Origin of the sequence: Alicyclobacillus sp. TC (assembly GCF_016804365.1) — a bacterium.
Classification (GTDB): domain Bacteria; phylum Bacillota; class Bacilli; order Alicyclobacillales; family Alicyclobacillaceae; genus Alicyclobacillus_I; species Alicyclobacillus_I tolerans.
Genome location: NZ_CP044434.1, coordinates 2,175,488 through 2,194,745, shown reverse-complemented (window position 1 = coordinate 2,194,745; position 19,258 = coordinate 2,175,488). Strand labels below are relative to the sequence as shown.

The window sequence follows — 19,258 nt, the reverse complement described above, 5'->3', positions numbered from 1 at the left end:
AATCTATTTTCAGTAGACTACGGTCAAATGCTTTATCATATTAGCGAACTAAAGCAAATGACGCAGGTACTTGTCTGCTGGAGAGTGAGAGTGTGAATCGAGTTTTCTTTGAAGAACCAGCAACTTTTTCCGGTTCAAACAATGGCGATCGTCCTGCTGGCTTGAGAGATGCCTATCCTTCCTATGCCTCGAAGCGACGAGCGTTGGAAATACAACTGGTTGACTATTTCGAACAACGTGGATGTTCTTTAGTCAGTGCCTCCGCGATTGAGTCACTAGATACATTTTGGCGTGCCAAAACGTCACTTTCCGTCGATGATGCTTATCAAATACTTATGGCTCCTGGAAAGTTGGCGGTATTGCGCCCGGAAATGACACCCTCCATTGCGCGTATGGCAGCTCCTGTTTTGCAACAACATCCTCAGCCGCTTTACTGGTGTTACGCTGAACGTGTTTATCGCAAACCTGGAAGTGTTTCTTCCTGGTCTGAACTTGCTGTGGACGCTGTGGAATCTACACAAGTGGGAGTGGAATGGATGGGAGTAAGCGAAGCGGCAGATGCTGACTTGCTTTTGCTTTGCCATGAAGCGTTACAACAGTTATCGGTCCAGGGAGCGCGGACGGTAGTTTCACATGCTCGCTTAGCAGTTTTGTTTTTGAATGCTGCAGGAATTTCTGAAGATGTGATTGCGAAAAGTTTACAGCAACTGGTCAGAGGGGACTATGTAGGTTTTCAAGAGCTTATGATGACTTACCATCCGTCTGTATCCTTACTGACTTGTCTGCGTCAACTCAATCCATATGATTCGGAAAGTCTGAAAAGACAATTGGAGCGTTGTGGGCAGGCTGTACAGAAGAACACAGAATTGTATCAAGTGTGGAATACAGTTGTATCTATTGCAAAACAAATTACAGAACTTGGCCGTCAACAAGAATATACTTTCGATTTTACGCTGACGCGCAATATTGCTTATTACACAGGTATTCTTTTTGAAACTTTTGCTCCCGGCGTTGGGGCTCCGATTGCTCTCGGAGGAAGATATGACGAGTTATTGAAGCAATATGGAGCTGACGCTCCTGCGGTCGGATTTGTCCTGGAATTGGAACGTCTCTTGAACGTTGTTGCGTCGACAACAAATCGGGGAGGGGAATCACTTTGTTGACGATTGCTCTTGCCAAAGGACGCACAGCAGAAGATACGTTGCCTTTACTCGAGCAGTCAGGCTGGCCGCTTGCAGAAAATTTTTTCACCAGTCGCGCTCTCGTTTTCCCTGCCCACAGTCCAATCCTCGGGGAGCTTCAATATCTGTTGGCCAAGCCTATGGATGTGCCGACATACGTTCAATATGGTGTGGCCGATCTCGGTATTGTTGGCAAAGATATTTTGCTTGAGCAGCAATCTGATGTCTATGAATTAATCAATTTGGGGACAGCGCGCTGTACGCTTTGTCTGGCTGGCAAACCTGAAACAAAGATGAACCAAATTCGTCGTGTCGCAACGAAATATCCGCGATTGGCGGAAGCGTATTTTCGCAGCGAAGGGCTGTCGGTAGAATTGGTAGAACTAGGAGGGAGTATTGAACTGGCAGCTGTGATCGGTTTGGCAGATGCTATTTTTGACTTGGTGCAAACTGGAGCAACGCTTGCCGCTAATGGACTTCAAGTACTCCATGAGTGTCATAAAATTTCTGCACGCCTGATTGCGAATCGCTCCAGTTTTCGTCTCAAACAAGACAAACTGGAACCGTTGTTGGTTGCTTTACAAAAAGCTACTACGGATGGAGAGGGTTGGATATGATCATCCGTCGCTACAGTTCAGACCAATGGATTTGGCAACGAACATTAACATCAGAAACAGCTGTTCAATCCAAGGTATCCGAGATATTGGAAACTATTCGAAGAGACGGAGACTTTGCTTTGCGTCGTTACACACAGGAATTCGATAGATGGCAAGGAGCTATGAACGCTGAAGAGCCTCTTTCTGTACCGCGATCTGTGCGCGAAGCAGCGTTAGCGGCAACACCTGCGTCTCTTCAGACGGCTTTGCGAGAAGCGGCTCAGCGCATTCGCCGTTTCCACGAAGACGTGCTTCCGGATAATCGTCAATTTGAACAAGCAGGAGCGACGCTTGGGATGGTTTGGCGTCCGTTGCGTCGAGTGGGTGTTTATGCGCCGGGTGGTAAAGCTGCCTATCCATCCACGGTCTTCATGAATACTATACCCGCTCAAGTAGCAGGTGTAACAGAAATTGTTTTGGCCTCTCCTCCACAAGCTGAGACAGGCTGGCCCCATCCTCTGATATTGGCGGCAGCTGAAATTGCTGGTGTGCAAGAGGTGTATCGCATAGGCGGAGCACAGGCGATTGCCGCATTTGCCTATGGAACTGCCAGTGTACCCGCTGTTGAGAAAATTGTCGGTCCAGGCAATCAATGGGTTGCCACAGCCAAACAGCAGGTTCAGTCACATGTTGCGATTGATTCCATCGCTGGACCAAGTGAAGTATTTGTAATAGCTGATCATACGGCTAAAGCCCCCTATGTAGCTGCTGACATGTTAGCTCAAGCAGAACATGATGAAGCTGCTGGTGCTGTCTGTATCAGTACAGATCGCCGTTTGTTGGATGAAGTAGCAAGCGAGTTGGAACGGCAATTGGCTATTTTGCCGAGGAGATCGATTGCTGCTCAGGCTCTACAGACATGGGGTGCGCTGGTTGAAGTGGCTTCAATGACTGAAGCGATTGAGTTAACCAATCAAATGGCACCAGAGCATGTGGAATTACATGTGGCTCATCCATACGAAATTTTGCCTGAGTTAAGAACAGTGGGCGCGGTGTTTCTTGGTGAATATACGCCAGAACCTGTAGGCGATTATTTGGCCGGACCCAACCATGTATTGCCGACACATGGTACAGCCCGTTTTGCATCTGGGCTCTCTGTGCATGATTTTCTGCGTCGTTTTACTTATGTGTCATATGATTCAACCGCTTTAGCTCGTGATGCGGAATCGATTATCCGATTGGCAGAAGCCGAAGGACTTGACGGCCATGCGCGAGCTGTACAAATTCGCTTGGAAGGTGAGCGTTCGTGAATGTAAATCGTTTTGAGAAAGAGGATGAAACAGGCTATCCATCTGTGCGAAAAGCGAAGATTGTTCGTCAAACGGGTGAGACGTCAGTCGAACTGGAACTTTGTTTAGACGGTCAAGGACAGGCGCAATTGGATATACCGGTGCCTTTTTTGAGTCATATGCTCCATTTGTTTGCCGTTCACAGTGGATGTGATTTGACCATTCAGGCGAGCGGTGACATTGAAGTCGATGATCATCATTTGGTAGAAGATATCGGAATTTGTCTAGGGCGAGCGCTTTACGAATCTCTAGGAGATAAGGTGGGCATTCGCCGTTACGGTCAACGTTATACACCTATGGATGAAGCGTTGGCTCGCACGGTACTCGATTTTTCTGGGCGTAGCGCCTTTGTTTGGCAAGCAGAATTTCGTCAAGATAAAATCGGTCAATTTTCTACCGAATTGGTTGAAGAATTTTTTAAGTCAGTCGCCAATGAAGCGCGTATGGCGCTGCATATGGCGGTTCTCTATGGATCCAATCATCATCATATGGTAGAAGCTCTCTTTAAATCATTTGCTGCGGCCTTGCGAGAAGCTGTGACACTCGAACATCATCAACGCTTGCTTAGCTCTAAAGGGGTGCTCGAATGATTGCGGTATTGGATTTAGGTATTGGGAATTTGTCGAGTGTACGTGCTGGTCTCGCCAGGGCGGGGCTGAGACTGTAGTTTTGGCGAATCTCCACGATTGGCAGATGAACTTTGATCCCTCCTCACAAGTCAAAGCCTTAGTTTTGCCAGGTGTTGGTGCTTTTGGTGACGCCATGTTCCAGTTACGGTCCCGTCAGTTGTTGTCGCCGCTAAAAAAACTAGCTGCCTCTGGATTTCCGATTCTCGGTATTTGTCTGGGCATGCAACTCTTATTCAGTACTTCAGAAGAGCATCAAGGTGCCATAGGATTGGGACTATTGCCGGGCAAAATCGTTCGATTTCCTTCTGTCGATCGGGTGCCGCATATGGGGTGGAATACACTGGACGTCCTACGCAAGCATCCGCTTTTAAACGGGATCGACCCTGGTGATTTTGTCTATTTTGTTCATTCTTACTATGCAGTACCTCTTGAAGAGGAAATTGTCTTTGCTGCTACCCATTATGCAGATGTACAAGTGCCTGCAATTGTTGGACGCGGACAACTCTTTGGAATGCAGTTTCACCCGGAAAAGAGTGGTCGCGTGGGGGCCAAGTTACTAGAAAACTTTGTGGAACTGTCCGAACAGGGGGTACGTCCGAATGTCAGAGTTTAGGATTTACCCTGCGCTCGACTTTCTGGGTGGCCGCTGTGTTCGGCTCTATCAGGGAGAATATGGAAGTGCAGCGGAAGTCAGTACCCATCCGTTGGCTACAGCCGAAACTTATCTGCAGTCTGGCTGCCGTTATTTGCATGTGGTCGATCTCGATGCGGCTCGTTCTCCGAAGCACATTGCGCAAACTTCGGTGAATCTTGAGATTATACGGGACATTTGTCGGCTTGCGTCTACCTGCAATGCAAAAGTCCAAGTAGGTGGCGGCGTCCGTTCCTTGGCTGATCTTGCCGCTTGGCTGGAAGTGGGAGCAAGTCGCTGTGTAGTGGGCACAGCTGCTCGTGAAGAGGGTTTTCTGCAAACGGCGGTCGAACGTTTTGGCGCAGAAGCTGTAGTTGTGGGACTGGATGGACGAGATGGAAAACTTGCCGTTCAGGGTTGGGAAGAGCAAACCAATCAACCGCTGATAGAAGTCGCTGTTTGGGCACGACAGGCTGGGGTAAGGACTGCTGTGGTGACGGATGTGCGTAAGGACGGAACCGGCCAAGGACCCAATTTACAAATCGCTCGGGAAATTGCTGAAGCGACCGGTTTATCCGTGATAGCTTCAGGCGGTGTAGCCCATCTTGACCATGTGCAAGCAGTGCAAAAATCCGGATTAGCTGGGGTCATAGTAGGAAAGGCGCTTTATAGTGGTCAGATAGAACTTTCTCAAGTAGCAGCTTGGTGGCAAAGTGAAAAGGGGGATGTGTCGTGCTGACCAAACGAATTGTCCCCTGTTTTGATGTGGATGCGGGACGTGTGGTGAAACACGTAGGTTTTTTAGAAAATCGTCGCGATGCAGGAGACCCAGTAGCGTTAGCAGAGCGTTATTCTGAAGAAGGAGCCGATGAACTGGTACTTTTGGATATTTCGGCTTCTTTGGAAGGCAGACTGGCCGTCTTGCGAGTGGTAGAGGAAGTGGCCTCTCGTATTCAGATTCCGCTCACCGTAGGCGGGGGTGTCAATCGTATTCAAGATGTGCGTGATTTGCTGATGGCTGGAGCGGATAAAGTGTCCATGAATACGGGGGCCGTGCGTTCTCCAGAGCTCATACAGGAAGCAGCCCGCCGTTTTGGCGAGCAGTGTGTGGTTGTGGCCATTGATGCTAAAAAAAATTCTCTGACAGGCGACTATGAAGTGATGATAAAAGGCGGAAAACAGTCGACAGGGCTTGAAGTTGTCCATTGGGCACGCCGTGCTGTCAGCCTTGGGGCGGGTGAAATACTCCTCACCTCGTTTGTGCAAGATGGAACTAAAAGTGGTTTTGATATTACATTGACGCGGGCGGTTGCAGAAGCAGTTTCTGTGCCCGTAATAGCTTCAGGTGGGGCTGGTTGTGTAGAAGATTTTTACGATGTCTTTACTCAAACAGAAGCAGCCGCGGCACTAGCTGCTACAATTTTCCATTTTTCTGAAACTTCTATTCGTGAAGTCAAGTCGTATTGCCGCCAGAGAGGAGTGGCTATTCGATGGATTTAGCAACAGGCGAATCTGCCATGCAGTCTGTAGCACTGGCTCGCGTCCGTTACGATGCAACAACAGGATTGGTGCCGGTCATCGTCCAAGAGGCTAAGACGCGTGAGGTATTGATGATGGCTTATGCGAATCGCGAAGCTCTCAAACGTACGTTGGCGACAGGTCAAGCCTGGTTTTTCAGCCGATCTCGTCAAGAATATTGGCGCAAAGGCGCAACTTCTGGAAACACGCTGAATGTGCTTTCTATCTGGGTCGATTGTGACGCGGACAGCCTCATTTATTGGGTAGAAGCTGTTGGACCTGCATGCCACACAGGTGAGCGTAGTTGTTTTTATCGAACCTTGGTATCGGACAGTATGGCTGAACAGGCGGATAAACTGAGTGGGGAAGTGAGTATAGAAAGGTCAATAGAAAAACAGACAGACGATTCTGCGAGAAAAGTGTTAGATAATGGAACTGACTTTACACTGCTGGCTGATTTGTGGGATACTGTCATCAGTCGACAATCGGAAATGCCTGCAGGAAGTTATACCACCTATCTCTTCACGCAGGGCATGGACAAAATTGCCAAAAAAGTTGGAGAAGAAGCTGTCGAAGTTGCTCTGGCAGCCAAATCGTCAGATGCTGTCAGACAGCGGGAAGAAGTAGCGGCTGAAAGCGCTGACCTACTTTATCACCTGCTGGTTCTTTGGAGTGCTTCTGGGGTTTCTCCGGCGGATGTAATGGCAGTGTTGAGGAGCAGATAGCGCAGATGCAGTCAGAAGTTGTACCACCTCCTGGAGAAGTGCCTGCCTCGCCATCGCGCGAGGCATTTGGTTTGTTTTCCGTCCTTTTTGTCAATCTTATTTGGGCTGCGAGTTTTCCGGCCACTGCGTTTGCCGTACATAGTTTTCCTCCCGTTTTTTTGACACTGATGCGCCTATCGGTAGGCGGACTGCTTTTGTCGCCTTGGCTTTTTTTGCGATCAGCGCGTCGCCTTTTCCATCCTCGTGTGTTAGCACTCAGTGCCTTCTTGGGTGTAGTCGGTTTTTCCTTGCCAGTTTTTTTCGAGACAGAAGGTCTGTATCAATCGACTCCAGCTGTAGCTGCCATTTCTATAGCGATGGAACCTCTTTTTACAACCTTCATTGCTGCGATGGTTTTGCGAGAGCGGCTAACATGGCGGCGGATTTTTGCTTTGTTTTTAGCGCTGATAGGTGCTTATGCGATTGCAGGGTTTCCTCGTCCAGACAATCCAGGCTATTGGCTTGGCGACTTGTTTATGTTGGCTGCCGTTCTGTGCTATGCTGTGTACAATGCGTTGTCAAAAAAATTGACCGATTCTGTACCTTCTATGCCAGCTGCTTCAGCATCATTGTTATTTGGTGCCCTTGGCAGTTTACCTATCTGGCTTTTGCTCCATCATCCGCTGCCGCACGAATGGATTTCCAAAGACATATATGCAGCAGCCTATTTGACACTCTTTTGTACGACTGGCGCTTATGTGCTCTGGAATCTTATTTTGCGTGTTTTTCACGCCTCTTTTGCAGCGTTGTTTCTCTATTTGCAACCCGTTTTTGGGGTGTTGCTCTCCGTTTGGTTGCTTCACATTCAACCGGAAGCATCCTTTTATGTCGGAAGTGTCGTTATTCTATTTAGCCTATTTCTAGGTAGACAACAGAGAGGAGAACGGTCGGATTGAATCCATTTGTTCACACGCTTATTTCGCCTCACGGATTTGAACTGATTCCTTCGCTCGACACAGCCAAACGTCCGGGAATTCAGCGTTTAAGGAGTGCTTTGGAAAAGCAAGGGAAACGTATGACAGCTGCTAAACCTGATTTATTGGTGGTTTTGACACCGCATGGACTGCGCACGACCCGTTACACTACAGTAACAACCAGCACTTGGGTACGCGGGTTAGCGGAATACGACGGAGAAGAAGCCAGCATGGAATGTCCTGTAGCGCAGTCTTTTGCAGTGGGTTACGTAGAGGCTGCTGAGGCTGCAGGTTTACCACTTTTGGGTGTTCAGTTTGCCACGGCAGCAGGACCGCTCTCTGTTTTACCGCTTGATTGGGGAAGTATGGTTCCGCTCTGGTTTATGCCTGATGTTCCTGTTGTTATTATCACCCCAGCGCGAAATTTGGATAAAGCGTCATATATTCGCTGTGGAGAGCTATTGGCAGAGTGGACAGTGCGTCAGAAAAAACGTGTTGGCTTGATTGCCTCCTGTGACTGGGCGCATACGCACCATGAGGGCGGACCTTATGGTTTTGCCAAAGAAGCCGTGGAGTTGGATCAAAAAGTTCGGGATGTACTTATGCGTGGTGAATGGGAAGAAATGGCGGATTGGGATTCTTCATTTGTTGAAGCTGCTAAACCCGACGGAATCCCACAAATTTTAATGTTAGCTGGTGCTGTGTCCAAAGCGGATCGTAAAATTACAGAATGCGAATATGAGTGTCCTACCTATTTCGGAATGTTAGTAGCAGGACTCGCTTAAGCGGTTTGTGAACGAGTCTCTTGTTACTCAGACGCGGATTTGCTACACTGCTTGCAAACAGCATAAAGAAAAGAGGCGCTAGGGGTGCCCTTTGGCTGAGAGACCTATGTCAACCCTTTAGACTCGATCTGGATAATGCCAGCGAGAGGAAGTGCCAAGTTCGGGGAGAGTCACCTCTTTTCACGCCATTAGCGGGAGAGGTGTTTTTTTATGTCAACTCTCGCAAAACAATCATAATTTGGGGGAATGTTTATGAGTTGGAAGTTGCGAGACATTGTCTTGTTAGCCATTCTCGCGGTTGTCAGTGGTCTGATTTTCCGTATTTTCGATTTCTTGTACAACATTCTGCAAATCGGCAATATTGTCTGGCCGCCTGGTCAAAATATTTTAAACGGTGTCTGGTTTATTGCTGTCGGCTTGGTACCTTATATCATTCGTAAACCAGGGGCTGCGCTTTTGGCAGAAGTGCTTGCTGCCGTCGTTGAATGGGCGCTCGCTGGTCCTTATGGAATTAGTGGCGTTCTTTCTGGCTTATTGCAAGGTCTTGGCGGCGAATTGGCCTATCTGTTCTTTGCTTATCGTCGCTACAATCTCGGCGTCTTATCACTCTCAGGTGCGCTGGCCGGTGTGGGGTACGCTGTGCAATATTACTATCAGTATGGCGGTAATCATCTCACTCATTTGGATTTTATTCTTGCCGTTCTCATCAACTGTATTTCAGGAGTATTTTTTGCTGGATTTGTGCCGAAATGGATTGATGATGCTCTTGCGCGTACAGGGCTTCTTCGCAATTACGCGATTGCTCAGCGAGCTAAGGGGATTTCACAGTGAGTAGCCAACTGAAGCAGAGTCCTCGTACCCTCGAAGAGATGGCAAGTCCGCTTCTCTTTGTAAAGGATCTCTGTTTGCGCTATGAGGAGCATGGGCCATGGATTTTGCGCCATATTGATTTTGTCCTGCATCCAGGTGAATCTGTATTGCTGCTTGGCCCAAGCGGATCGGGAAAAAGCACATTAGCTATGGTACTTGCTGGTCTGATACCCGGGATTCTTGAGGCAGAAGTCAAAGGAGAAGTCTTTTCTAGCGATTCTTTGCGCAAGCCGGGGAATATTGGCTATGTTTTTCAAGATGCGGATACACAGTTTTGCATGCTGCAAGTGGATGACGAATTGGCGTTTGGCATGGAGAATCGGCAAATTCCCCGCGCCAAGATGCGTGAACGAATGAAAGAAGCTTTGGCCAATGTTTTGTTGCCCGTTGCTCCAAACGATCATCATCATGAGTTTTCGGGCGGAATGAAGCAGAAATTGGCGATTGCTTCCGCTTTGACACTTCGTCCTCAACTTTGTGTCCTGGATGAACCTACAGCTAATCTCGATCCGTTAGCTAGTGCACAGGTATTGGCGACCATTCAAAAATTGCGCGAACAAGGGACTAGCTTGCTGATAATTGAGCATCATTTTCAACCTCTTCTGCCCTATGTGGATAGGGTGGTCTTGTTCAATCGAGATGGTAGCATTCATCGCCAAGGTCCTGCTGGAGAAGTGGTTGCTGAAGAATGGGCATGGATGCTGGCAGAAGGAGTAGCAGAAAGTCATGAGCTTGTCCAAACTGCGGTGCGGCGCGCTAATGATGCGTCCAGTTTGTCTTTGGGCAATCCGCTATGGACTTTGAGTGGGTTGGACGTAAAGCGTGGAAAGCGTGAAGTGTTGAAGCAGGTTAATGCAGAAATACGGCAAGGCGAATGGATAGCCATTGTGGGTCCAAACGGATCGGGCAAATCGACATTACTTGAAGCGCTCGCGGGATTGGTTCCGGCTGAGTCTGGAGAGTTGTCGTATGCTGGACGTCCACTCAAGGATTGGTCGGCAGAAGAATTGTATCAACGAATTTCTGTGAGTTTTCAAAATCCAGAGCATCAGTTTGTTTATGAACGAGTGGGAGAAGAGATAGCCAATCAACGTCTGTCAGGTGACATTCCTGATGATGTCCAGTCCTGGCTCAGTGATTTTGGCCTGGCAGGTTTAGCTGAACAATCGCCTTATATGCTTTCCCAAGGCCAGAAACGCCGTTTGTCTGTTGCTTCTATGTTACGTAAGGAACATGAGGCGTATTTGCTTGACGAGCCAACGTTTGGTCAGGATGCTGCGACAACCCGTTTTCTTATGGAACGTTTGGAGTCGTTGCACATTCGCGGTAAAACTCTGATCATGGTTAGCCATGACTTGTCACTCGTCTATCGTTATGCTACGCGCGTTTGGGTGGTGGTCAATGGTCGGTTGATTTGGGATGGTTTGCCGCAGGATTTAAAAAATCATCAAGCGATTCGAGCAAAAGCTCATCTTTTATCGGAACAGGAATTGATTGCGGCAGAGTTGCAACGAACGGAATTGAGCATGAAAGATATTTGGAATGCTTGGGAACCGAAGAGTGTTCCTAAGAATCATGCTCGTTTGTCCTGGTTTCGTAAAATTCACCCAGTCTGGCTATTCATTGGTATTCTGGTGGCAGCGGTCTTGATGGTATTTGCAAACAACTGGCAACAAGGTTTGGCGATGTTACTCTTTCCTATGGTTTTGCTCATGACCTTGGGACATCAATCTCCTTGGCGTGTATTAAAAATTCTTGCGCCATTTGTCCTTATTTATTTTCTTTCCCTTGTCTCTTTGACATTGAATTCAGCAGTACCGTCTGGAAGTGCCAGCGTGACGATTCTTTGGTGGCATCCAAGTATAGCCGGACTTCTCAATGGTATCGTGCTCGCCACACGAATGATTGGCACGTTGGCGCTTGGCCTGCTCTATGTGGATGCCGTGGATTTAACAGAATTGACCATTGGACTGACGCGACATTTTCGCTTGCCGCCTAAGTTCGCCTATGGTTTTCTGGCAGGTTTTCGCATACTGCCGTTGCTGCACACTGAGTGGAACAAAATTCAAGATGCACGTCGCGTGCGAGGATTATCCCTAAACGGATGATATGGCGCATCGGTATTTTTGCGTTGCCGCTATTGGCTCAGGCTGTACGCATGAGCGAGCGTGTAGCCATGGCTATGGAAGCTCGTGGTTTGCAGGGTGATGCGGCTGCGTCCGCTAAGGAACGCAGCTTTTACCGTGATGTGTCCTATGGAACTTTGGATATTTTTATTGCTCTCGCTTTTCCTGTTTCAGTGTTCGCTTTGCTTATGATTTTTGCTCACCCTTAAACCTGTGGCGAATGGTCCTATTCCAGATCCACGGGAACGCTACACAACCCATGGGCGTAAAGAGAGCGTATAAAGGCATCAATGGATAACGGAAACGATCCCAAGCAGGGAAAAAGAAAAAAACAAGAGTATAGTAAACTAAAAAGCAGAGAATAATGGCCCATTGTCGAAGCAGTGGGCGTTTTTCTGCTTGGATGGCCAAATACATCAGGCCGAGTAGTACAAAGAGCATAAAAATCCAATAGGCAATTGTATCCACGTTACGCATGGTTGTGACCAACCATGGTTGGGCTCCAGCATTGATGAATGTATAACGAACAGCGTTTACGTCATTATTGTATAGATGATAAATTTTTGCCCAGCCATTCAGGAAGGTCTGCCAGGGATGAGTCCAGTAGTATTGAAACGCTACTTTTTCGCCAATTGCATTTTCTAGAACTTCGTTTTTACCAGCCGCAAGTAATGGATTGATGTTGGGATTGTATGACCAATAGTATCCTGAATTTGTCATAATTCCTTGCCAAAGATTGACTCCTCCATTTGTCGATACCAGGACAAAATGATGCATGGCCAGCCAATTGCGCAGCGTCACTGGAAAGATGCCGACGACCATGCCCAGGACGAATAAAACCGTTCGTTGAAAAGCTATTCGCCATGCAATTTGTCCTAACCAACGTTCAGAGAATAAATAAAAGATAGGAAACAACAGCGGGATGGGACGTATATCAATATCTAGACCAAGTAGTAAACCTACAAGCGCAAACGGCCACCAACGGTGTTCTTTTTTGTTTGAAAGCAAGGTTAAGGCAAAGAGTACAATCACAAGTAAAAAAGTAAACGATTCTTCCGATCCGTTGACAGCGTTCCATTCTATTTGACTTGGCAAGAGAGTGTAAAACAGGGCACCAATTGTAGCTAGCCGAGCATGATGGGTAAAGTGTTCAATGAATTTGTAAATCAAGATGACCATTCCAATACTCAGGAGCGTATTAAAAATCAACCCAGAAATCATTACCGGACCGGTCAGACGATAAATGATGGACAGGATAAATGGCCAGCCAATCGGCCAGTATGCGGTTGCCTGTCCGCGCCAATGGTAACCTTGTCCAAGCGCCATTTCTCTAGCATGGATAAAATACCACTCAAAATCAGCGCGTTGTGGCGGTTGCATGTATAAAAGAAAGGCTCCTCTTAGCAAAATGTTGATGAGGACGACCCAGAAGAGATTAGAATGTTGAAAACGGGTAAGATAGGTTATCGGCCAGAAACGTTTTTGGGGTTTGTTGTTTTTTTCCTGTAAAATGACGGATTCACCTCTACAGTTCGTAAGCCTTGTTGTCCAAATTTTACTTTGTAAATGTTATCATATGCGGAGAAGCAGCGCGTTTTGTCCACGTTGCACTCATATTTTCCGTTGCCCATCTTTTGTTGCAGAGGAGTGGAGAAATGCCGTACACAGAAAAAGATTTGTTAGCTGTTCAAACGATTCGTACACTTTCTATTGACGCCATTGAAAAGGCGAATTCAGGCCACCCAGGATTGCCCATGGGTGCTGCACCTATGGCCTATGTATTATGGTCCCGTTTTTTGCAACACAATCCTGAAAATCCCCATTGGTTTAATCGTGATCGATTTGTGCTGTCGGCTGGTCATGGTTCTATGTTACTCTACAGCCTGCTCCATCTCTTTGGTTACGATGTGACCATAGACGATTTGAAATCTTTTCGACAATACGGCTCACGTACACCAGGACATCCAGAATACGGACACACGCCGGGAGTGGACACTACAACTGGACCGCTTGGACAAGGAATTGCGACAGCTGTGGGTATGGCTGTTGCGGAAAGATTTTTGGCTGCTAAATACAATCGTCCTGATGCGCAAGTGGTTGATCATTACACTTATGTGATTGTCGGCGACGGCGATTTAATGGAAGGTATCTCGGGTGAAGCGTCTTCACTAGCAGGTCATCTCAAATTGAACAAACTCATTGTTCTTTATGATTCTAACGATATTTCTCTTGATGGGCCTACTTCTTGGTCGTTTACGGAAGATGTAAAAGCGCGTTATCAGTCTTACGGCTGGAACGTTTTGCATGTGAAAGATGGTAACGATTTGGAAGAAATTGAGGAGGCTATCAAAGAAGCTCGCCACGCTAACGCCCCTACACTCATTCAAGTCAAGACCATCATTGGATATGGCGCGCCTACCAAGCAAGGGACATCCAAAGCTCATGGTTCCCCGTTGGGTAAAGAGGAAGCAGCTAAAGCAAAAGCATTTTATCAGTGGGGTCATGACGATCCGTTTCATGTTCCCTCCGAAGTTCGAGAATTGTTTGCAGAACTCAAAAAAGCCTGTGCATCTCGGGAAGCAGCTTGGAACGCTGTCTACGTGGAGTTCCAAAAGAAATATCCTGAGCTGGCTCAAGAACTAGATACAGCCCGCTCTGGGAAAGTTCGTGTTGATTTTCCGCAAGTCATGCCGCAGTTTGAAGGTGAAGTAGCGACACGCGATGCTTTTGCAAAAGTCATCAATGCCATTGCTCCTCACGTTCCAACAATGCTTGGCGGTTCTGCCGATTTATCAGAATCCAACAAAACTTTAATTGCTGGAAAAGATCATTTTGGACCAGAAAATTATGCCGGTCAGAATGTTTTTTATGGAGTACGTGAGCATGCCATGGGAGCCATGATCAACGGACTGTGTTTGCATCAAGGTATATTCCCTTATGTTGGGACCTTCCTGGTCTTTTGCGATTACTTGCGTCCATCCATTCGCTTGGCTGCACTGATGAAACAACCAGCACTATATGTGTTTACACACGATAGTATTGCTGTTGGTGAAGATGGACCGACGCACGAACCGATTGAACAATTGGCTTCTCTGCGCGCTATCCCAGGATTAGTGGTTTTTCGTCCGGCAGATGCTCAGGAAACAGGTTATGCGGTGGAATATGCATTGACGCATCGGGAGGCACCGATTGTGCTAGCCTTGTCCAGACAAAAACTCCCGGTTTTACCTGAAATCCAAAAACATCGAACGGAGTTTGCCAAGGGTGCTTATGTCTTGTATCAACATGGGGATGGTCAACAATTAGCCATCATGGCTACTGGTTCTGAGGTGCACCTTGTACTCGAAGCTGCCAAGCGTTTGGCTGCTGAAGGAATCGCGGTGCGTGTGATTAACGTCACATCTTTTGAATTGTTTGAATCAATGGATGCGGCGTATCGAGAGAGCGTCCTGCCCGGTGGATTGCGTAAGCGGCTTGCCGTGGAAATGGCTCACCCCATGTCATGGGGCAAGTATGTGGGGTTGGATGGTGATACGTTGACCATACAACGATTTGGTGCTTCTGGCCCTGGAGAAGTTGTGATGCGAGAATATGGATTTACCGTGGAAAACGTCATCGCAAAAGCAAAAGCCATTTTAAATCGTTAAACGTCAATTTCTATGCAGAATGGGGCAGTCCTTGTGGACGCCCCATTTGTTCAATGCTCGAAGGACAGAAATCGCTTGTTCTCTTCAAACAATCATGATTGTTTTCAGTAATTTCAGGAAAGAGTTTCCGATGATTGTAAATGAGCTTGCAATCCTGCCATGACAAAACGAATAATACGGTTTTCAAATGTTGTTTTATCGGACTCCTCAATATGCATTGCTGCATAATAAGCCATGTCTCCCACCAATGAGATAAGCATGAGAATCGTCCAGCGATCTTCCTTGCTTTGAAAACGTCCCTCGTGGCGACGATTGAGAGCCTCTAGCAGTTTGTCACCGAGAGAACCATACATAGCTTCCTGCTTTCTTTCCATAAACGCTCGGCCGCCACCCGAATAATAAACTGACGCCATGGCTTTATCATGGTCAAACATGCGCAGAACGGTTCTGACTGTCGCTTCAGTTGCCTCTTCAAAAGAGTTTTCAAGATTGTCAAGAATGGGGGAAATTCGAGTCCAGGTCTGCTCCACCATCTCGTCAAATAAAGCGGTGAGCAAATCTTCGAGTGAATTGAAATGCAGGTAGAAGGTGCCGCGTGCAATGTTACTTTCTTTGATGACATCGGCAATCGTAATATCGTCATAGCCATATTCTTGAAAGAGCCATTTGGCAGTATTCAGAATGTGTTGATGACGTTGCTCTTTAGTCATGGATTGACGCATTTCAGAAGCTCCTTTTTCAACTGCGCTGAAATGATAGTTACGTAATTTACCCCCGCGCGGTATGTAGAGAATGTTTTATGTCAGTGATGCATAATGATCACGCACGACTTTTAAAAACTGATGGGTGATAGGATGTTCGGCTATTTCTTCTGGATAAGCCAGTAATGTCGGCCGCACCCAATCCTCCAGTCCCACATCAATAGCTAAACAGCCCTTGTGGACCGCATCTGCAAGAGTTCTTCTTGGTAACAGAGAATATCCAACACCGAGTCCAACCATGGCTTTAATAGCGTCAAGACTGTCGAGTTCCATACTCACTTTGGGATAGACATGTGATTTGGCAAGGAGTTCCATAACACGCTTGCGAAAAGGCGCTGTTTCCCGGCTGAATGCGACGAAAGGTTCATTGACCAGTGCCTGAGGACCAGGAAAATGATGTGTAAAAGGATGGTTTTTCGAAACTACCAAATCAATTTTATCTGGAACAAACTCTACAAGACGCACACGTGGATGATAAATCGGCTCACCTAAAAAACAAAAATCCACGCGTCCAGTGGTCAAGGCTTCCACCATTTCATCGTAAAGTCCCATTTGTACTTGCAGGCGAATCCGACTTTGTTGGTGAAAGGTGGCAAGGCAACTAGGCACGTCAGTAGAGACAAAAGCGCGGCCAGACATGATGCGCAAAATAGGTAAAGGTGAACTTTCGGGCTTGCTCATTTCAGTGACCAGCCGTTGCATACGCTCAGCGAGGGGTAAAAACTGTCGTCCTGCAACAGTTAATTCAACTCCTGTCGGAACGCGATCGAACAAAGCATAGCCCAAGTCTCGTTCCAGTCGCTGCAAACGTGTAGTGACGGTGGATTGTGACATAAATAGGCTATCGGCCGTTTTGGAAATCGATTTTAGCCTTGCTATAGCCAAAAAAAGCTCTACATCACGTGTATCCACATCATCACCCAACTGACCTTTTTCTGCATTCTATCATGTGCTGCTTGAAAGGAACAATTAGATATTGATGAGAATTTCGTCATGCTGCCAAGATTTCTCCATCCTCTTTTCGCAATTTCAGAGTAAACTAGAGAATGTGGGTTTTTTCGTGTCGATGACTGTCAATTGTTGACGATGAAAATGGCTGATAGATACGAGAAAACTGATATTTACACAGGGAGGATTGTCATGCTGAAACGAAAGAATCGAGGCAAACGCGTGAAAAGACACAATCCTGCTAATCGCCTGTGGGTCGTATCCGGTATAACCACTCTTGCTCTGGCGGGACTTTTATTGCGCCTAGGCTATGTGCAAGTCAAGGAAGGTTCGCAGTTTCGCGGAGAATCAACGAATGTTCAGGTGGTTTCTTACCCGGTTTTACCACCTCGCGGATTTATATATAGCAGTAACGGAACTGTGCTCGCTGAGGACAAGCCAGTATATGATGCCTATCTAACTCGCTTGCCCAATGTTTCAGAAAATCTTCAGAATATGGCAGACAAGTTGGCGCCTTGGTTGGGTGAAAGTCCGAAAGCAGTATTGACGGCCATGAAAACGAGCCCGCTTGCTACTCAAGTGCTCATTAAACGAAATCTTTCTGAAGCTGCTGTATCTTACATTTATGAGCATCGAAGCGAACTGCCGGGAGTGCGTGTTGAGGTCGATCCAATTCGCTATTATCCTTATGGCGATTTGGCAGCGCATATCCTTGGATATGTCGGACCGATTACCTCCAGTTCTGAATCTTACTATAACAAACTGGGGTATCTTGATTCACAAATTGTTGGTGAAACGGGCGTGGAAGCGCAGTATGAGTCCTATCTGCAGGGACATGTAGGAGAAGAGGAAGACCTGGTCAACAGTGCAGGTGTGCCTATAAAGTCAATTGGCATGCAGCCACCAGCACAGTCGGGAGACAATTTGCAGTTAACAATTGATTCTACCTATCAGGCGTTGGCCCAAGAAATTGTGGCCAATTATATTCAAAATTCACCACTTAAATATGAGATTTCAGAAGCTTCCGCTGTTGTTTTGAATGTCAAAACAGGCGGGGTGGAAGCTATGGTTAGTTATCCTTATTACAACCCCAATTGGTTTTTGAATGGTAATTATTTAAAACACGCTACTTACTTAGAAAAATCTGATGCGTTGATTAACAATGTGATTCAAAGCCCTGAATATCCTGGCTCTACTGTCAAACCGGCAAACGCGATTGCAGGTATGCAGTCGGGAACAATTACACCGAATACGATAGTGTACGATCACGGTTTCTTGCAAATTGGTAACCGCATTTTTCACAACTGGTATCTTCCTGGATTTGGACCGGTTAATGTGACGCAGGCTATTGAACTTTCCGATGACACGTTTTTCTACCAGCTTGGATTATGGCTGGGGGGATGGAATAACAATACCGGTTACCCCAATGGAGAATCCTACAATCAGTGGGTAAAAACTCGTTTTGTCAAAGCCCTGAATACACTGTTTGGCTGGGAATATCGGTTTGGTCTTGGCGCCATGACCGGCATTGATTTGCCGGGAGAAGTACCTGGTATGTTCTGGGAAGAAGACACGCAGCAGAACTATCTGGAAGTTCCTTATGACTTAAAGCAAGCAGAAGCTTCTTTAAAGAAGAAAGGCTATTATGATAACTGGGGGGCAGTACCTGATTTAGCGTTTGCAGCCATAGGCCAGTCACAAGAATTTACGCCTATCGAAATGGCCCAATATGTGATGACTTTGGCCGATCGCGGAGTAAAACTTCAGCCGCATGTTCTTCAAGCCATTTATCCAGCGGACGAAGCGCCTGGCAGTCCTGGCAGTAAACCGATATACACTTTTAAGCCTAAAGTGGAGGCACGGCTTAACATTAATCCAACGTATATGCAGGCTGCGTTGCAAGGTATGTATTTGATGGCCAATAATCCTATGGGATTACTTTACCAGGGTGGATTTGCTGGATCTCCATATCACGCTGCTGGTAAGACAGGAACTGCTCAGATCTCTGAAAACGGGCGCAATGTGGACGACTCCGTGACCATTGCTTTTGCGCCTTATAACCATCCACAAATTGCTATTGCTGTCATGGTGCCAGGTGGTGGAGCGAGTACAACCACTGCTTCACATATAGCTCATCGTTTATTTAATGCGTATTTTCAATTGCATCACGAGTTTTTCCCTAAAAGTCAATGGATTAATCCCCAATTTCCGGCCAATTGGAGCTCAACTTTTGCTGCTCAACAACCAGAAAAGGGTGTTATGCCCTAATCTGTCTTATTAGGAAGGCTGCAGAAGCCTGCATATGAGCAGGTTTCTGCGACTTTCTATTCTATAAGAGGCTGCCTATGAAGAAATGGGTAACTTTTGAGCAAAAGAAGATTGAATTAATTGAAAATTTCTAATATAATGTTAAGAAACGATTCCTTAGAGAATCGAGAAAAAAGGCTGAAATCGCGTTCGCATTCAATATCTGTGAATTTTGAAATATTTGCGAATTTCGATGAATACAAGCCTGGGGAAGAGAGGAATTCAGATGGAA

Annotated in this window: 18 protein-coding genes and 1 riboswitch; of the genes, 15 read left to right on the top strand and 3 right to left on the bottom strand. The window is 46.8% G+C overall.

Going from position 1 to position 19,258, the window contains the following annotated elements; genetic code table 11:
- Positions 1–92 precede the first annotated feature (92 nt).
- From FY534_RS10870 to FY534_RS15060, 13 genes are all read left to right on the top strand, one after another.
- Positions 93–1,163, top strand: a complete 1,071-nt coding sequence (locus tag FY534_RS10870; protein WP_203114553.1) for an ATP phosphoribosyltransferase regulatory subunit — start codon at positions 93–95, stop codon at positions 1,161–1,163.
- Positions 1,157–1,798, top strand: a complete 642-nt coding sequence (gene hisG, locus FY534_RS10865; RefSeq protein WP_072872797.1) for an ATP phosphoribosyltransferase — start codon at positions 1,157–1,159, stop codon at positions 1,796–1,798. The genes FY534_RS10870 and hisG overlap by 7 nt, the downstream gene beginning before the upstream one ends.
- The gene (gene hisD, locus FY534_RS10860; protein ID WP_083573993.1) at positions 1,795–3,087 is read left to right on the top strand and encodes a histidinol dehydrogenase; all 1,293 of its coding nucleotides are present in this window, start codon (positions 1,795–1,797) and stop codon (positions 3,085–3,087) included. Before hisG ends, hisD begins: the two co-directional genes overlap by 4 nt.
- Positions 3,084–3,716 (top strand): imidazoleglycerol-phosphate dehydratase HisB, encoded by a 633-nt coding sequence (gene hisB, locus FY534_RS10855; RefSeq protein ID WP_238413517.1) that lies wholly within the window; start codon positions 3,084–3,086, stop codon positions 3,714–3,716. Before hisD ends, hisB begins: the two co-directional genes overlap by 4 nt.
- Positions 3,717–3,795: 79 nt before the next feature.
- Positions 3,796–4,368, top strand: coding sequence for an imidazole glycerol phosphate synthase subunit HisH (gene hisH, locus FY534_RS10850; protein ID WP_238413516.1), 573 nt, complete (start codon positions 3,796–3,798; stop codon positions 4,366–4,368).
- Positions 4,355–5,125 carry a 1-(5-phosphoribosyl)-5-[(5-phosphoribosylamino)methylideneamino]imidazole-4-carboxamide isomerase gene (locus FY534_RS10845; RefSeq protein ID WP_203114552.1) on the top strand — a complete coding sequence of 257 codons (771 nt, stop codon included), beginning with the start codon at positions 4,355–4,357 and terminating at the stop codon, positions 5,123–5,125. The genes hisH and FY534_RS10845 overlap by 14 nt, the downstream gene beginning before the upstream one ends.
- Positions 5,119–5,886, top strand: a complete 768-nt coding sequence (hisF, locus tag FY534_RS10840; protein WP_072872801.1) for an imidazole glycerol phosphate synthase subunit HisF — start codon at positions 5,119–5,121, stop codon at positions 5,884–5,886. Before FY534_RS10845 ends, hisF begins: the two co-directional genes overlap by 7 nt.
- Positions 5,877–6,629: a bifunctional phosphoribosyl-AMP cyclohydrolase/phosphoribosyl-ATP diphosphatase HisIE gene (hisIE, locus tag FY534_RS10835; protein WP_238413515.1), complete on the top strand. Its 753-nt coding sequence runs from the start codon at positions 5,877–5,879 to the stop codon at positions 6,627–6,629. Before hisF ends, hisIE begins: the two co-directional genes overlap by 10 nt.
- Positions 6,630–6,634: 5 nt before the next feature.
- Positions 6,635–7,564, top strand: coding sequence for a DMT family transporter (locus FY534_RS10830; protein WP_203114551.1), 930 nt, complete (start codon positions 6,635–6,637; stop codon positions 7,562–7,564).
- Positions 7,561–8,367 carry a DODA-type extradiol aromatic ring-opening family dioxygenase gene (locus FY534_RS10825; protein WP_072872804.1) on the top strand — a complete coding sequence of 269 codons (807 nt, stop codon included), beginning with the start codon at positions 7,561–7,563 and terminating at the stop codon, positions 8,365–8,367. The genes FY534_RS10830 and FY534_RS10825 overlap by 4 nt, the downstream gene beginning before the upstream one ends.
- A gap of 70 nt (positions 8,368–8,437) precedes the next feature.
- A riboswitch (TPP riboswitch) is annotated at positions 8,438–8,534 on the top strand.
- A gap of 85 nt (positions 8,535–8,619) precedes the next feature.
- Positions 8,620–9,198, top strand: coding sequence for an ECF transporter S component (locus FY534_RS10820; RefSeq protein WP_072872805.1), 579 nt, complete (start codon positions 8,620–8,622; stop codon positions 9,196–9,198).
- A complete protein-coding gene (locus FY534_RS10815) occupies positions 9,195–11,345 on the top strand; it encodes an ATP-binding cassette domain-containing protein (protein WP_203114550.1) in 2,151 nt (716 codons plus the stop codon). The genes FY534_RS10820 and FY534_RS10815 overlap by 4 nt, the downstream gene beginning before the upstream one ends.
- On the top strand, positions 11,342–11,572 hold the full coding sequence (locus FY534_RS15060; RefSeq protein ID WP_203114549.1) for an energy-coupling factor transporter transmembrane component T family protein: 231 nt from the start codon (positions 11,342–11,344) through the stop codon (positions 11,570–11,572). The genes FY534_RS10815 and FY534_RS15060 overlap by 4 nt, the downstream gene beginning before the upstream one ends.
- Here FY534_RS15060 and FY534_RS10805 read toward each other — a convergent pair.
- Complete coding sequence (locus FY534_RS10805) at positions 11,550–12,743, bottom strand: glycosyltransferase family 39 protein (protein ID WP_203114548.1); 1,194 nt, start codon at positions 12,741–12,743, stop codon at positions 11,550–11,552. The genes FY534_RS15060 and FY534_RS10805 overlap by 23 nt on opposite strands.
- 275 nt (positions 12,744–13,018) lie before the next feature.
- Between FY534_RS10805 and tkt the strand changes: the two genes are divergently transcribed.
- Positions 13,019–15,010 carry a transketolase gene (gene tkt, locus FY534_RS10800; RefSeq protein ID WP_072872807.1) on the top strand — a complete coding sequence of 664 codons (1,992 nt, stop codon included), beginning with the start codon at positions 13,019–13,021 and terminating at the stop codon, positions 15,008–15,010.
- 113 nt (positions 15,011–15,123) lie between these two features.
- Here the strand turns inward: tkt and FY534_RS10795 are convergent, their stop codons facing one another.
- On the bottom strand, positions 15,124–15,732 hold the full coding sequence (locus tag FY534_RS10795; RefSeq protein WP_203114547.1) for a TetR/AcrR family transcriptional regulator: 609 nt from the start codon (positions 15,730–15,732) through the stop codon (positions 15,124–15,126).
- Between the two features lie 75 nt (positions 15,733–15,807).
- Entirely contained in the window at positions 15,808–16,683 is an 876-nt protein-coding gene (locus FY534_RS10790; protein ID WP_203114546.1) for a LysR family transcriptional regulator, read from the bottom strand.
- Between the two features lie 228 nt (positions 16,684–16,911).
- Between FY534_RS10790 and FY534_RS10785 the strand changes: the two genes are divergently transcribed.
- Entirely contained in the window at positions 16,912–18,987 is a 2,076-nt protein-coding gene (locus tag FY534_RS10785; RefSeq protein ID WP_203114545.1) for a peptidoglycan D,D-transpeptidase FtsI family protein, read from the top strand.
- Positions 18,988–19,258 lie beyond the last annotated feature (271 nt).